We start from the raw sequence: 13,709 nt of genomic DNA, 5'->3' as shown, positions 1-13,709 counted from the left end.
GCTATAGATAATGACTCATCGTACCTACGCCTCTATCTTGCTGCTTGTGATGAGCTTGCTTATTTGCTCGATGCTGAAAGCTCAGCCCTCGACGATGGCTCCTCAGTTTGATCCCTATTTGCCGGGAGAGCTAAACGAACGAGCGCTTTACGCATTGAAAGAGAACGATATCTCTACAGCGGTCATTCTTCTGGAGCGAGCGTATCGATTAAATCCGCACAGCCCTGATATCAAGGCGAATTTAGAGCTAGTTCGGAAGATTGATCTAGAAAAATCCCCCATCCAGGTGAGTGGTGAGGTTATTTACTTGGATGCCCTGGGCAATACAGTGAGCCCAGATCGACTAGTGGATATACCAGCACTATGGCCGGACTCATCAAGCAAATCAAAACCTTAGTTATTGGTTTCGAAGAGGTTCCAGTTGATATCGTTGGAGCGGAAGTAGTACGAGGAGCCAAATTTCATAATGACAGAGTCTTCATTCTCGGCAACAAAGCGCGTACTCGGAAGATTTTTTAGATAAGTCTCAGCGCTTGGGGTGTTGGCGCCAAAAGGAGTCTTACCTACAAACTTAGAGATCAAATCGGAGGCGGCAAGATAGCTCGATGGCTGTTCGATGATATTTGTTTTCACTGGGGTATCTGCTTTGCTGGTAAACATGATTCCCACGGGGATATTAGTCACATTCGGACTTGGTATTTCGCGCATACCAACGATTTCATTTTTGTTTCTGCGTATTGCTGCACCATGCTCAGGTATGAAGACAATTACTACTTGACGACCAGAACTATTTACCTTGGTGTAAAAGCGATCAATATCCGTTAGTAATTTACGGGCTCTACGAGAGTAGGTCTCGACACTGTTTTCCAGTCGACTGCCGTCTAAGGCGCGATTGCCATCATGTAGAGAGATTGTGTTGTAGAAGAGAGCAACTCTTTCATTAGGTGACTTCATGCGTGCATCCCACCAGTTGGATAGGACGGAGTAGTCATCATAAATCTGTGAGCCATCAAAGCCTCTTAAGTAAGGAGTGGCTTGCGTGTTATCAAATAGCGGGGCGGACATTCCACCTTCATTACGGATTTCCTTTAAGAGGTCGCCGTACTTTCCATCGTGATTTAGGGCAAGCTGTACTTGAAAGCCGGTTTTATTAAGATTGTTAAACAGCAGAGAATCTTCAACGGCTGGCTTATACAAATCGCGCTGGTCTTGTTGCCCACGACTACCACGCAATAAACGAATAATCGAAGGGCCACTATATGAAGAGGCTGAATTAAAGTTGGTGAATAAATAATGGAAGCGCTGGAACAGTGGGTTGTTATCTTCTTTGATGTATTTCAGGTCATCCCAAGCCAGTGAGCAGACATTAATCACCAAGACATCAAATGGTGCTCCGCTCGCTTTTTGTGAGCGATTAAAGGCGGTGCGGGATGCTTCTTCTATAAAGAAGCCATCAAGAGATTCAGTAAGTGCTGTATCGCTAGGCAGACCAATAACTTGCCCATCTGCGTCGTAGGCCAAGGGGGCCATATTTTCCCCCAAGGGGAGCAAGGTGCTTAAGATTGCCAAAGAAGCAATGGTTGTCATTCTTAGCTTCTTAGAAAGCAGGAAGTAAATAAGATACAGACCTAGCAAGATGGCAATGACTCGCCAATCAAAAATTCGGGTTAAGAGCTCCAAGTAATACTGATAACTAAAATCAAGTAGCTGACTAATCTTGGGGATGATATTGCGAAGGGGCGGTAGCGGACTATCAAAATACAGAATGACGATACCAATGGGTAGCGCTACCCATTTGCGAATTCGCAGTAAGGTCGGATTGGCATGGGAAAAAATCAGAAATAACGCAAAGGCAGCGTTTACAAAAAAATGGAAGTGAATATAGCCTGTATAGAACAGGATAATCTTGATGAGGAAATAAAAATTCCAAATTCCCATATTATTTTTTTAGATCCTCAAGAGCTATTTTGGTAAATAAAGACAGCATAGAGGAGTAATAACCTTGGGATGGACTAAAGCTGGGTAGTTGGGTTGAATCTACATCGGGATAAGCAAGCGTCATCGCTGCAACACTGTAAAAGCCTGCAGAAGCATTGTACGTTGCCATTTCGCCGGTATTGACGTTTACCCAGGCCGGTAGAAGCGGTTTGCCAGAAAAAGAGCCCCAGAAGTTTTGAAAAGGCTTTATTGAGGATAGCGAGGCTTGTTTATCCCAAATCAAATACAGGGGAATTCGAACTGCATCATATCCAAACTGCTCTCCATCTACGGGTGTCAGTTTGTCGCCATCAAGCTTTACCCAGTCGGGCGGTAGTTGCCATTGTCCGTATCGAGCCTCTTGAATGAGCTGCAAACCTGTTGCTCTCAACTCTTCCCACTCTGGAGCGGGATTAAGGTTGGCAAGATTCGTAATGGCCGGGAAGACCCAGTAGGAGAGGTTGAGTTTTAAGCCATCCGTCTTTTCAAAACCCATTGCTCCGGGGAGTAAAACAATTCCTTTATTGGTTTTGCGTAAGAGCTTTTCACGTATAGATTGACTTACTTGAATGGCGGCAAATAAGTATCTAGGCTCATTCCATTTGGAATAGGCACGCGATAAAGCCCAGGCTATAAATAAGTCACCATCACTGGCGTTATTCATGTCATTAATGCCTACCGTGGGTGACCAGCTCCAGGCAAACAATTTATCGTCGCGAACTTGTAGATTGCGCTGTGTCCAATTCCAAATTTGGGAGAAAGTTTCTGGGTCGTTGTTTTGCACCGCTAACAGCAGAGCGATGCCTTGACCTTCGGTGTGGCTAATACCATTTTGGCCTTTATCAATCACCCGACCATTTTCAATATAGGTGGCTTTAAATTGTGTCCAATCTTCGCCTCCATAGGCAGTCGACGCGCAGGTCAACCCAAGAATAAAACTCAAGAGCCAATATCGAAGAAGGGTATGCCAAGTCATGGGATTATTGAATCTAGTTAAATAATATGCTGGCAATTGATTATGATTTGTAATATCAAGGAATAGAGTACATTATGGAGTAACGGCTTTTAATTAGCCCAATTTATTTGGTATTTCATGCAGTTAGCAAATCAAACATTTTACTTTGCCATATTCATCGTCCTAGTCGGCTTAATGGGCCGTTTCCTGGCGAATAAGGATGACGATCGCGCACAATTTAGGGTTATTTACTGGCCAATCGGCCTAAGCTTTTTGGCGGCCTCCATGTTGGGTTATGCCACTGCTCCGTGGGGTGGAAAGATTGTATTGGCCTTGGCTAATATCTTCCTTATCGCAGGCGTTGCGAATATTTCTTTATTGTTTAGCGTATGGAACGGCGCCTTAAGACAGTCGAGCAAGCTGACTGCTTTTGTTATATTCGCATTTGCCTCCACCATTTACATCTACCTGCATTTTTTTGGGCAAACACAAGATCGTATTCATTTGATGAATACTGCCCTCAGTCTCTTTTGCGTTTGGCAGATTATTTCTTTAGGCCAGCTATTAAAAAAAGATAATGCTTATCAAATTAAATTATTGCTTGGGGTTGAGTTTTTTCAACTCTGCGCTCGTATTATTCGATCACTTTTAGCGCTAAACGAAATGAATCATCCTGGAACCTTGTATCAGGAGGATGGTTTGGCTTTTGCAATGCGTATCGCTGCAATTCTGTCGATTGTCACTATTTGTATATTAATTACCAATTACTATATGGAAAAGCTTTGGCATGAATATCGCCGGAGCGCGCATGCCATTGAGGATGGAATGCTTCACAGCCTAAATGCGTTATCGATGGTGCGAGATAACGAAACCGGTAATCACATCCTCCGCACAAAAAACTATGTGCGTGCTTTAGCTGAAAGATTACGGTCAAGCGGAGCCTACACAGAACAGCTAACTCTCAAAGCAATAGAAGATATTGTGAAAGCTGCGCCATTACACGATATTGGTAAGGTGGGTATCCCAGATACCATCCTGAAAAAGCCCGGATCGTTATCGGATGATGAGTGGCAGATCATGAAAACCCATGCCAATTTAGGTCGGGATGTCCTTAGTGCCGCAAAACTCAAGGATGCAAAGCATACCCATGTTTTGGATGCTGCAATTGGGATTGCCGGAGGACATCATGAGAATTGGGATGGCTCTGGATATCCCAGCGGTCTAAAGGGTGAGGAAATCCCCTTGGCAGCACGACTTATGTCGCTGGCTGATACATACGACGCCTTAGTTAATGAGCGGGTTTATAAAAAGAAGTGGACCCATGAAGAAGCTTGTTTAGAGATTACTCGCTTAAAAGGCATACGTTTTGATCCACGCATTGTTGAGGCGTTTATTCAGGAAAAAGATCATTTCTTGAAGATCTCCGAGTTATATGGAGACTCGTGATGAGTGTTAGCTTTGAGCCAAAGTCGATCATTCGACGTAATTCTTTCTTTATTGTCGGTGGCGCACTTATTTTGGCAATCATCTTTGCCATTAACGCAGTCGTTTCTGGATACTTATTACGCCGCAACACTGTGGACGATAGGGCGGAGCAAATAGCAACCCTTTCTTTAATATTGGCCGAGCATACTTCCCAGATCATTTTTTCAGCTAATACCGTTTTGCAAAGTATCGAAGATGTTATTGCTTTAGAGCGAATTCAGAATGAAAAAGCTTATCGTGAATTTGCCTCAAGCAAAAAAAGTTTCGAATTACTAGCGGAAAAGACTAAGTCAAATCCCATATTGGATGTTGCGACATTTGTTGGTAGCGATGGCAAAGTTCTTAACTTTTCCCGTTCCTTCCCCGCTCCAGAAATCAATTTATCAGATCGTGACTATTTCACCTATTTAAAAACTCATGACGATGATGAAACTTTTTATAGTGTTCCGGTTCGCAATAAAGGTAATGGCAAGTGGGTTTTCTATCTAGCGAAAAGAGTTAATGGCAAAAATAATGAGTTTTTAGGAGTAATCCTGACCGGTGTTTCTGTCGAGGTGTTTTCATCGCTCTATGAAAGAATTGGCATCAATATTGGTGACGGCGTTGGGATCACACTTTATCGTACTGATAAGACCTTGCTGACTCGTTGGCCTTTGGTTGAAAGCCTCATTGGCAAAGTTAATACCAACCCGTTTATTGACCAATCCCTAGCGGCAGCAGTGGAGGGCAATGGAGTTGTATTTTCATCTGAAACCGGATTTTCTAGGCAGAATGCGGAGCCAGTAATGCGGATGATTTCTTATCGAAAAGTAAATCAATATCCTTTTATTGTGGGTGTAGTAGTTCCGGAGACTTTGTACTTATCCAATTGGTATAAGAATGCCTTTGGCGTTTTAATAGCCAGCGTATTGAGCATCATCATTATTTTTATTGGGGCCTATACTTTTCTGCTGTCCTACAGAAGGAGTGCTGAGAACGAGTACCGTGCCCATCATGATTCATTAACCCAGCTACCGAATAGAACATTATTTTCAGATCGCCTTTCAACAGCCCTTACTGTATGTAAGCGTAAGCAGTCTGAACTAGCCTTGCTCTTTATCGATTTGGATAACCTAAAGACAATTAATGACGTTAGTGGCCATACTGCTGGAGATGCGGTATTGCTTGAGGTTGCAAAACGCATGCAGCTTTGTCTGCGTGAATCGGATACCGTAGCGCGTATCGGCGGGGATGAGTTTATAGTCCTATTGCCCGATGTTGGAACCGAGGAAGCGGCTATGATCGTGGCAGAAAAAATTCGCTCTGCTCTGATGGATCCAATCGATGCTGATGGCTATAGCTTGACCACTAGCGCCAGTATTGGTATTGCCATTTTCCCGTTCCACGGTCTTAATGCTACTGATTTAATGAATAACGCGGATGCAGCCATGTATGCCGCCAAATCTAAGGGCAAAAATGCTATCGTGATTTATGGCGATCGTACGGTAAAAACCATTCTTAAAGACCTTATCTAAAGATCCATGTGGTGCTGAGTTTTTGATACACGTTACTTTTTTATGAAAAAATTTGATTTTTCCACCATTCTTTTTGGTTTACTACTTTCTGCCATTGCGCTGTATTTCATGCTCAGATCTACGCCAAGCCAAAGTGCGCCCAGTTTAACCATTCCCACAGTACAAATCGGCAACCTGATCTGGGATCAAACTGAGATGAATATTGCTGACGTTAAGACTTACGCATCATCAACAGGCTTTGTCAGCGCAGCAGAAAAGAAGGGTGGCGGCTTGTCATATGAGTCTGGCTTTGTGCAAAAGCCAGGATGGACTTGGAAAACGCCATACGGTGTGCCAGCAAAAGATACTGAGCCAGCAGTTCAGCTAAATCAAAAGGAGGCGGAATCTATCTGTCGTTTTTATGGCAAGCGCCTACCAACGGATTCAGAGTGGGCCAATGCTGCTTTCTTAGAGCAAAGAGCAAATCCTCCAGCCGGGTATACAAAAGGGCAACGCTATCCCTATCCAGGTGGCGCTAATCCTTCGCCATCCCATTGCCTGAGTGGTTGTGGCGACTACAAAGGTTTGGCACCAGCAGGAGCACTCAATCGCGGCACAGGGCATGTCATCACAGGAAGTACCAAGCCGGGTGTGAATGGCATGTATGACATGGGTGGCAATGTATGGGAGTGGACCTCTACTGAGCGAAATGGCAGCTTCATCACTCGTGGCGCATCATGGTGGTATGGCCCTGAGCGACAGCAAGAAGGCGATGTGGAATATAAACCCGCTGATATTGCGGTGGTTTATATCGGATTTCGGTGCGTGGCTGATGCCGTGAAACAATAGGGGATGACTAGTCCTGTTGTAGATTCCTCCGAAATTGAGATTACCCCCGATTACCAAGCGGTAATTGAGGCCATTGAGCGCCACGATCCTTATATCTTTGTCAGTGGCAAAGCGGGCACAGGCAAAACCACCTTAATCGGCTATTTGCGGGAAACCATTCCAGGTAATGTCGTAGTGGTAGCCCCTACTGGTGTAGCTGCACTTCAGGTTAAGGGGGTGACCATTCATTCCTTTTTTAGATTGCCTCCTCGACTCATCTTTCCAGAAGAAGATATCAAGCCCTTACGTGATAAACGCCTCTATAAAGATATTCGCCTGTTGATCATTGACGAGATCTCGATGGTGCGCGCTGATGTGGTTGATGCCATGGATTTATTCCTTCGCGAGAATGGTCCCCAGAAAGGAAAACCTTTCGGCGGCATTCAGGTAATGTTTGTGGGGGACTTATTCCAGCTACCTCCTGTGGTATCTAGCTCTGATATGCAAGTGTTATCGGAGAGAGGGTACGAAGGACCTTATTTCTTTTGTGCCATGGCGCTGCATCGCAAAGATGTCACGATGGTGGAGCTCTCAAAGATCTTTCGCCAAAAAGATGAGCACTTTGCGGGATTGCTTAATCGCATTCGGATTAATCAGGATGTCGATGAGGCTATCGATATCCTGAATGCCCAGTGCTTTCAAAAAGATGCTGAAGTAGATGAGCAAACCATTACGCTGACAACGACTAATGCGCGTGCTGATCAGATTAATGGGGCGGGGCTACGCGCCATTACGACTGAAGGCAAAGTCTACGCGGGTAAGTCGACCGGCAAGTTCAATATTGATGAGCGCAATTTGCCTTCGCCGAATAACTTAGTGCTCAAGGTTGGTGCCAAGGTAATGTTTACAGCAACAGATCCGGGATTTCCGAAGCGTTGGGTTAATGGCACTATCGGTGTAGTTCGAGAGATGCTGCCGGACAAGGTGAAAGTGATGGTTCAGAACGGGTCTTACTCGAACACCGTTGAAGTGACGGGCCATCAATGGGAATCGTATCGATACGATCACGACATGATGTCAGGAAAGATTTCCCCGAGCATCATTGGAACGTATGTGCAGATACCGTTGATGTTGGCTTGGGCTGTAACAATTCACAAAAGCCAGGGCAAGACGCTTGATAAGGTGAAGGTCGATCTCTCATCGGGTGCATTTGCCTCAGGCCAAGTCTATGTTGCTTTGAGTCGTTGTAAAACGATTGAGGGAATTACATTGCAGCGACCGATTGAGCCCAGGGACGTAAGTTGCGATCAAGAGATCAAACGTTTCTACATGAACTGTTTGCCCTCTAAATAGGGTTATTCATCCCTATTTGACGCTCGTCTGTTTATGTAATAACATTGTTATTACTATGAAAAAACAGTTGCACCTCCAAATTCGCCAAATCGGTAACTCTCGTGGAGTGGTTATTCCAAAGGCTATCCTTGAGCAAGTTGGTTTTGAGGATGAAGCGGATTTGATTGTTGAGGACAACAGACTGGTGTTAAGTAAGCCCAAAAAAAATCCCCGTGAAGGCTGGGCTGAGGCTTCAAAAGCAATCGCTGAGGCTGGAGAAGATCACTTAGTATTAGGCGACTTCATGAACGAGGGTGATGAGGATTGGATTTGGTAAAAAGTATCGTTACACGCGGAGATATTTGGCTCATTAATTTGGATCCAACGAAAGGAAGCGAGATTAAAAAGACTCGACCTTGCATTATTGTGTCTCCTCAAGAGATGCATGATTTCTTGCGAACAGTCATCATTGCGCCAATGACCACAAAAGGTCGCCCAGCACCTTTTCGTTTGCCCATCACTCATGACGGCAAAAAAGGACTGGTAATGCTTGATCAGATACGTACGATTGATAAAGGTCGCCTAGTAAAGCGATTAGGCTCAGTAAACAGTAAAATATTAGGCGCTAGTTTGAGTATTCTTCAAGGGGCATTCACTCTATAGAAGTTATATCCACGAACTAAAACCCAGCCGCCAATCCATCTCTGCGGTGATCGCTGCCAGCAATGAATGCTGAATCAGTATCTTCAGTAAGCTTTGCAATTGCTTGCGCACTGCCAAAATCCAAACTGTTAGCAGGTTGCACGGCAACTTCGTGACCTAGCGCTTTTAATCCCTCTACAACACTGGATGGCATGGATGCTTCAACGGTGAGTTTGCCTACATCATCAATACGCCAGCGTGGCGCGTCAGAACAGGCTTGTGGATTTAGGTACTCATCCACAAAGCGCATCACGAACTGAATATGACCTTGAGGCTGCATATTGCCGCCCATGACACCAAATGCCATAGTCGGTTTACCGTCCTTAGTCAGGAAAGCAGGGAGAATGGTGTGGAAAGGGCGTTTACCTGGACCAACTTGATTGGGGTGACCATCTTCAAGTCTGAAGCTCATGCCACGATTATGAAAAGCAATACCTCCTGGCGCTACTACGCCAGAACCAAAGCCTTTAAAGTTTGACTGAATATAGGAAATCATCATGCCGGATGCATCGGCGGCGCAAAGATAAACAGTGCCTCCTGAGTGCGGATCGCCTGGACCATAGCTACCAGCCTGGTTGTGATTAATGAGGGCGGCGCGACTAGCTAAGTAATCCCGATCCAATAGGGAGCTCACTGGCATTTGCATGGAGCGCGCATCAGAGACATAAGCATAGACATCGGCAAATGCCATCCGCATCGCTTCAATTTGCAGGTGGATACGTTGCGCTGAATTGGCTGGATATTGCTTCACATTAGCTGCTTGCAAAATTCCTAAAGCAATTTGCGCAGCGATACCTGAGCCGTTGGGTGGTATCTCAAGCAGAGTGTAATCACCATAGTCAAATGCAAGAGGCTCTACCCACTCAGGCTTGTTATCAGCAAAATCTTGCATGGTGAAGCAACCACCAGTAGCTTGCGCAAAGTCCACCATACTCTGTGCCAGGGGGCCTTTGTAAAAGGATTCGCCTTCTGTGGCAGCAATTTCTCTCAAGGTCTTAGCTTGCGCAGGATATTTCCAGATCTGACCTGCTTGAGGTGACTTACCTTCAATCAAAAAAGATTCTGTAAAGCCCGGTTGATTTTTCAGAATTGGAATCGCTTCGCGCCATTGACGGGCGATTACAGGGGAGACTGGAAAGCCATTTTCTGCATAGTCGATTGCTCGTGTAAATAATTGAGCGAAGGGTAGCTTGCCAAACTTTCTGGAGAGCTCAATCCAGCCTGCAACCATGCCGGGGACGGTGACTGTATTCCAGCCAATGAGATCCATTTCAGATTTACCAGAAAAATATTCTGGCTTCCAGGCTGCTGGCGCGCGACCAGAAGCATTTAAGCCATGTATTTTCTTGCCATCCCAAAGAATTGCAAAACCATCTCCACCTAGACCATTCATCGTGGGCTCAACAACAGTGAGTGTGATCGCGGTTGCTAGTGCAGCATCAACAGCATTACCCCCATTCTGCAAAGCTTCAATGCCAGCTTGTGTAGCAAGTGGTTGAGAGCTTGCAACAGTGTTTCTGGCTAGAACAGGCGCGCGACCGCCGCCAAAGGGTGGGGATATCAACATAGTATTTTTCTGCTTATTCAATGCGGCTAATGATTAGTATCAGTCAATCTTAATATTTGCTGACTTTACAGCCTTATCCCATTTACTGGCCTCACTTGCGGTGATTTCAGATAATTTCTCAGAGTTTGCAAACTGCGGATGAATGCCTTGGGCTGCCATGCGTGCTTTGAAATCTGGATTAGTCAAAATCTTCCGGATCTCTCTTTCTAATTTAGCAATAATCGCAGGAGATGTGGCCTTAGGCACGTAAACGGCATAAAAATTTTCAACATCAAACTGTTTCATGCCATCCTGCCCCAAGGTAGGAACGTTTGGCATTAAAGGAGAGCGTTCTGCAGCAGCTATGGCGATTGGACGTAGCTTGCCACTTTGGATATGGGGGAGCGATGCTGTCACACTGTCAAACATCATCAGAGTGTTGCCTGCAATCAAATCAGGCAAGGCGAAGCTGCTTCCTTTGTATGGAATGTGAGTACCAGTTGCGCCGATACGTTGCATGAATAAAGTGGACTCTAAATGCGAGAGACTGCCATTACCTTGTGATGCGTAATTAAAGTCACCCTTTTTCGACTTAATGAAGGCAATAAGCTCTGGGAGATTTTTTGCTGGAACACTTGGATTCACAACGATTAGGTGTGGAATCGTTCCAATTAATGCAACTGGTGCAAAGTCTTTTTGCAAATCAGCTGGCGGATTTTTAAATAAGGCTAAAGAGATTGACTGGTTAGTCAATGCGCTAATGTGGATAGTGTAGCCATCAGGCGCCGCTTTAGCTGCGGCTTGCAAGCCAATCATGCCGCCAGCCCCAGGTTTGTTCTCAACAACAATGGATTGACCTAAGGCTTCAGCTAATGGGGCAGTTACGCTGCGTGCAAAGATATCGGTGGAGCCACCCGCTGGAAATGAGACGATCGCAACAATCGGTTTTTTAGGCCAATCTGTTTCGGGAGCTGCCAGAGCTGAGTTGCTAAAGGCTACTGCGCCAATTGCGCCAAGGAGTAAAGATTTAACGAGGTTCATTTATGGATCCAAATGTAAGATGGGTACTATAGTATTAGAAATTCAGAATCTGGTTTGCAAAGATCAACCAAAGAGACATATGACAACAATGAATAAAACATCAGGCGGAATTGATATGTCAGCCTATTGGCTGCCGTTCACTCCAAACCGCTATTTCCAGCATCACCCAAAGATTATGCAATCCGCCAAAGGAGCTTACTACTTTGATGATCAGGGGCGTAAGCTATTTGATGGTTTATCAGGGCTTTGGTGCTCACCATTGGGGCATGCAGATCCACGTATTGGTGCAGCCATTCAGAAACAGTTTGAAACCATGGATTATTGCCCTGCGTTTCAGATGGCCAGCGAAACAACTTTTAGCTTGGCTGCTCGGATTGCTAAAATGGCACCAAAGGGCTTGGATAAAGTCTTTTTTACAAACTCTGGTTCAGAGGCTGTCGATACTGCCTTGAAGATTGCAATCGGTTACCACCGCGTCATGGGCAATGCATCTCGTATTCGATTGATTGGGCGAGATCGTGCTTATCACGGCGTTGGTATTGCAGGCATATCAGTGGGTGGCATGGTCGCCAATCGAAAAATGTTTGCCAGCATGATGATTCCAGGAGTGGATCATTTGCCTCACACCCTGAATCTTTCTCAAATGGCTTTCTCAAGAGGTCAGCCAAAGTGGGGCGCTCACTTAGCGGAAGAGTTAGAGAGAATTGTTACTTTGCATGACGCCAACACAATCGCTGCCGTCATCATGGAGCCAGTACAAGGATCGACCGGAGTGATTGTTCCTCCAGATGGTTACTTGCAAAAGATTCGTGAGATCTGTACTAAGCACGGGATTTTGCTCATTTTTGATGAAGTCATTACGGGCTTTGGCCGCTTAGGTGCAAACTTTGGTGCCGATCGCTTTGGTGTTACTCCTGACATGATTACGTTTGCTAAGGGAATCACCAATGGCATCATTCCAATGGGTGGTGTGATTGTACGTGGCGATATTTATGACAACATCATTGCCAACGGTGGACAAGAGCAAGCTATTGAATTTTTCCATGGTTATACCTATTCGGGGCACCCCATACCAGCAGCCGCAGGTCATGCCGTACTCGATATTTTTGAGTCTGATGATTTGGTTAATCGGGCTAAGGCGCTTGAACCAGTTCTGGAGAATGGACTGCATGCCTTAAAAGGTAAGTCAGGTATTTTGGATATTCGTAACTTTGGTTTATCCGGCGCTGTTGAGCTTGATCCTGTCCCTGGAAAGCCCGGTCTTCGCGCTATGAAGGTCTTAGAAGCCTGTATCGAAAGAGGTGCGCTGGTGAGGGTAGCAGGCGATGCCATTGCAGTAGGTCCGCCATTTATTTCTAAGCCCGAAGAAGTGGAATTTTTGTGTAGCGTGCTAGGTGATGCTATTGATGCTGCAATGAAAATGAATGCGTAAGCATTTATTAGAATAAATATTTCCAAAACGGAAGAGACATGACTACTCAAAGAACACTATTTTCAGAGAGACTTGCTAAACCTGGATTGATCGTTGCGCCGGGTGTGTATGAAATGGTTTCATTACGCCTTGCAGATCGCATGAATTTCGATGCCCTTTACATGACAGGCTATGGAACTGTTGCCTCTTTATTGGGCTTGCCAGATGCAGGCTTGGCAACCTATACGGAAATGGTTGGCCGAGTCACTGCGATGGCAGGAATGGCAAAGACTCCTTTAATTGCAGATGGTGATACCGGTTACGGGGGTTTATTGAATGTACGCCACACCATCCGGGGTTATGAGGCTGCAGGTGCTGTAGCAATTCAGCTAGAGGATCAGGAGTTTCCAAAGAAATGCGGACATACACCTGGACGAAGAGTCATTCCTATGCAAGATATGGTGAGGAAAATTGAAGTAGCGGTAGCAACTCGCACTGATCCCCAGTTCAAAATTATTGCTCGAACTGATGCAAGGACAACCTTGGGATTGGATGAAGCACTTCGACGCGGCGAGGCTTATGCTCGCGCTGGTGCAGATATTCTATTTATTGAATCCCCAGAGAACCAGGATGAAATGAGGCGGATTGGCCAAACCTTTCCTGAGCATCCCTTGATTGCCAATATGGTTGAAAAGGGTAGAACGCCTGTGCTATCAAAACTTGAGCTAGAAGAATTGGGTTACAAGATTGCAATCTTTCCAGTCACAGCCTTGCTGGCCTCAGTTCAGGCAATGACGAAAGTCTATGAGCATTTCAAAGATTCCGGTTCTTCAATCAACAATCCAGTAGATTTATATGATTTTGGTGAGCTCTCTAAGTTGATGGGTTTTGAGGATGTATGGGAGTTTGAAAAACGTTTTGTCGAGACTAAATAAGGGG

The 13,709-nt window shown here is 45.3% G+C and carries 13 protein-coding genes; 9 read left to right on the top strand and 4 right to left on the bottom strand.

Features of this window, described 5'->3' with window-relative positions; all coding sequences use genetic code 11:
* Positions 1-10: 10 nt before the first annotated feature.
* Entirely contained in the window at positions 11-397 is a 387-nt protein-coding gene (locus ICN20_RS00170; protein ID WP_216237146.1) for a tetratricopeptide repeat protein, read from the top strand.
* Here ICN20_RS00170 and bcsG read toward each other — a convergent pair.
* Complete coding sequence (gene bcsG, locus ICN20_RS00165) at positions 394-1,938, bottom strand: cellulose biosynthesis protein BcsG (RefSeq protein ID WP_216237144.1); 1,545 nt, start codon at positions 1,936-1,938, stop codon at positions 394-396. The two genes, ICN20_RS00170 and bcsG, sit on opposite strands and share 4 nt — an antisense overlap.
* A gap of 1 nt (position 1,939) precedes the next feature.
* Positions 1,940-2,953, bottom strand: coding sequence for a glycosyl hydrolase family 8 (locus ICN20_RS00160; protein WP_216237135.1), 1,014 nt, complete (start codon positions 2,951-2,953; stop codon positions 1,940-1,942).
* 117 nt (positions 2,954-3,070) lie between these two features.
* Here ICN20_RS00160 and ICN20_RS00155 point away from each other — a divergent pair, with 117 nt between their 5' ends.
* From ICN20_RS00155 to ICN20_RS00130, 6 genes are read left to right on the top strand one after another with little or no spacing between them, the layout of a single operon-like run.
* Complete coding sequence (locus tag ICN20_RS00155; RefSeq protein WP_216237132.1) at positions 3,071-4,378, top strand: HD-GYP domain-containing protein; 1,308 nt, start codon at positions 3,071-3,073, stop codon at positions 4,376-4,378.
* Positions 4,378-5,931 carry a sensor domain-containing diguanylate cyclase gene (locus ICN20_RS00150; RefSeq protein ID WP_216237129.1) on the top strand — a complete coding sequence of 518 codons (1,554 nt, stop codon included), beginning with the start codon at positions 4,378-4,380 and terminating at the stop codon, positions 5,929-5,931. Before ICN20_RS00155 ends, ICN20_RS00150 begins: the two co-directional genes overlap by 1 nt.
* A 42-nt stretch (positions 5,932-5,973) precedes the next feature.
* The gene (locus tag ICN20_RS00145) at positions 5,974-6,759 is read left to right on the top strand and encodes an SUMF1/EgtB/PvdO family nonheme iron enzyme (protein WP_216237127.1); all 786 of its coding nucleotides are present in this window, start codon (positions 5,974-5,976) and stop codon (positions 6,757-6,759) included.
* Between the two features lie 3 nt (positions 6,760-6,762).
* On the top strand, positions 6,763-8,091 hold the full coding sequence (locus ICN20_RS10315) for an ATP-dependent RecD-like DNA helicase (RefSeq protein WP_216237126.1): 1,329 nt from the start codon (positions 6,763-6,765) through the stop codon (positions 8,089-8,091).
* A 55-nt stretch (positions 8,092-8,146) separates the two neighbouring features.
* Positions 8,147-8,407, top strand: coding sequence for an AbrB/MazE/SpoVT family DNA-binding domain-containing protein (locus ICN20_RS00135; protein WP_370624511.1), 261 nt, complete (start codon positions 8,147-8,149; stop codon positions 8,405-8,407).
* 5 nt (positions 8,408-8,412) lie between these two features.
* Positions 8,413-8,733, top strand: a complete 321-nt coding sequence (locus tag ICN20_RS00130; RefSeq protein WP_216240094.1) for a type II toxin-antitoxin system PemK/MazF family toxin — start codon at positions 8,413-8,415, stop codon at positions 8,731-8,733.
* A gap of 16 nt (positions 8,734-8,749) precedes the next feature.
* Here ICN20_RS00130 and ICN20_RS00125 read toward each other — a convergent pair whose 3' ends face one another.
* The gene (locus ICN20_RS00125) at positions 8,750-10,339 is read right to left on the bottom strand and encodes a gamma-glutamyltransferase family protein (RefSeq protein WP_216237124.1); all 1,590 of its coding nucleotides are present in this window, start codon (positions 10,337-10,339) and stop codon (positions 8,750-8,752) included.
* 39 nt (positions 10,340-10,378) lie between these two features.
* Positions 10,379-11,359, bottom strand: a complete 981-nt coding sequence (locus tag ICN20_RS00120; protein WP_216237121.1) for a tripartite tricarboxylate transporter substrate binding protein — start codon at positions 11,357-11,359, stop codon at positions 10,379-10,381.
* 88 nt (positions 11,360-11,447) lie between these two features.
* On the opposite strand from ICN20_RS00120, the gene ICN20_RS00115 reads away from it, so the two are divergent.
* A complete protein-coding gene (locus tag ICN20_RS00115; RefSeq protein ID WP_216240092.1) occupies positions 11,448-12,791 on the top strand; it encodes an aspartate aminotransferase family protein in 1,344 nt (447 codons plus the stop codon).
* 38 nt (positions 12,792-12,829) lie between these two features.
* Positions 12,830-13,705: an oxaloacetate decarboxylase gene (locus ICN20_RS00110; protein ID WP_216237120.1), complete on the top strand. Its 876-nt coding sequence runs from the start codon at positions 12,830-12,832 to the stop codon at positions 13,703-13,705.
* Positions 13,706-13,709 lie beyond the last annotated feature (4 nt).

Origin of the sequence: Polynucleobacter sp. JS-Polo-80-F4 (assembly GCF_018881965.1) — a bacterium.
Lineage (GTDB): Bacteria > Pseudomonadota > Gammaproteobacteria > Burkholderiales > Burkholderiaceae > Polynucleobacter.
This window is presented reverse-complemented; position numbering and strand designations above follow the sequence as displayed.

What these genes read in the sequence shown, in the direction of transcription:
- ICN20_RS00125 (WP_216237124.1), bottom strand. Translation starts at nt 10,339, where the DNA reads ATGTTGATATCCCCACCCTTTGGCGGCGGTCGCGCGCCTGTTCTAGCC.
- ICN20_RS00135 (WP_370624511.1), top strand. Translation starts at nt 8,147, where the DNA reads ATGAAAAAACAGTTGCACCTCCAAATTCGCCAAATCGGTAACTCTCGT.
- bcsG (WP_216237144.1), bottom strand. Translation starts at nt 1,938, where the DNA reads ATGGGAATTTGGAATTTTTATTTCCTCATCAAGATTATCCTGTTCTAT.
- ICN20_RS00110 (WP_216237120.1), top strand. Translation starts at nt 12,830, where the DNA reads ATGACTACTCAAAGAACACTATTTTCAGAGAGACTTGCTAAACCTGGA.
- ICN20_RS00170 (WP_216237146.1), top strand. Translation starts at nt 11, where the DNA reads ATGACTCATCGTACCTACGCCTCTATCTTGCTGCTTGTGATGAGCTTG.
- ICN20_RS00150 (WP_216237129.1), top strand. Translation starts at nt 4,378, where the DNA reads ATGAGTGTTAGCTTTGAGCCAAAGTCGATCATTCGACGTAATTCTTTC.
- ICN20_RS00145 (WP_216237127.1), top strand. Translation starts at nt 5,974, where the DNA reads ATGAAAAAATTTGATTTTTCCACCATTCTTTTTGGTTTACTACTTTCT.
- ICN20_RS00115 (WP_216240092.1), top strand. Translation starts at nt 11,448, where the DNA reads ATGAATAAAACATCAGGCGGAATTGATATGTCAGCCTATTGGCTGCCG.
- ICN20_RS00120 (WP_216237121.1), bottom strand. Translation starts at nt 11,359, where the DNA reads ATGAACCTCGTTAAATCTTTACTCCTTGGCGCAATTGGCGCAGTAGCC.
- ICN20_RS00155 (WP_216237132.1), top strand. Translation starts at nt 3,071, where the DNA reads ATGCAGTTAGCAAATCAAACATTTTACTTTGCCATATTCATCGTCCTA.
- ICN20_RS10315 (WP_216237126.1), top strand. Translation starts at nt 6,763, where the DNA reads ATGACTAGTCCTGTTGTAGATTCCTCCGAAATTGAGATTACCCCCGAT.
- ICN20_RS00160 (WP_216237135.1), bottom strand. Translation starts at nt 2,953, where the DNA reads ATGACTTGGCATACCCTTCTTCGATATTGGCTCTTGAGTTTTATTCTT.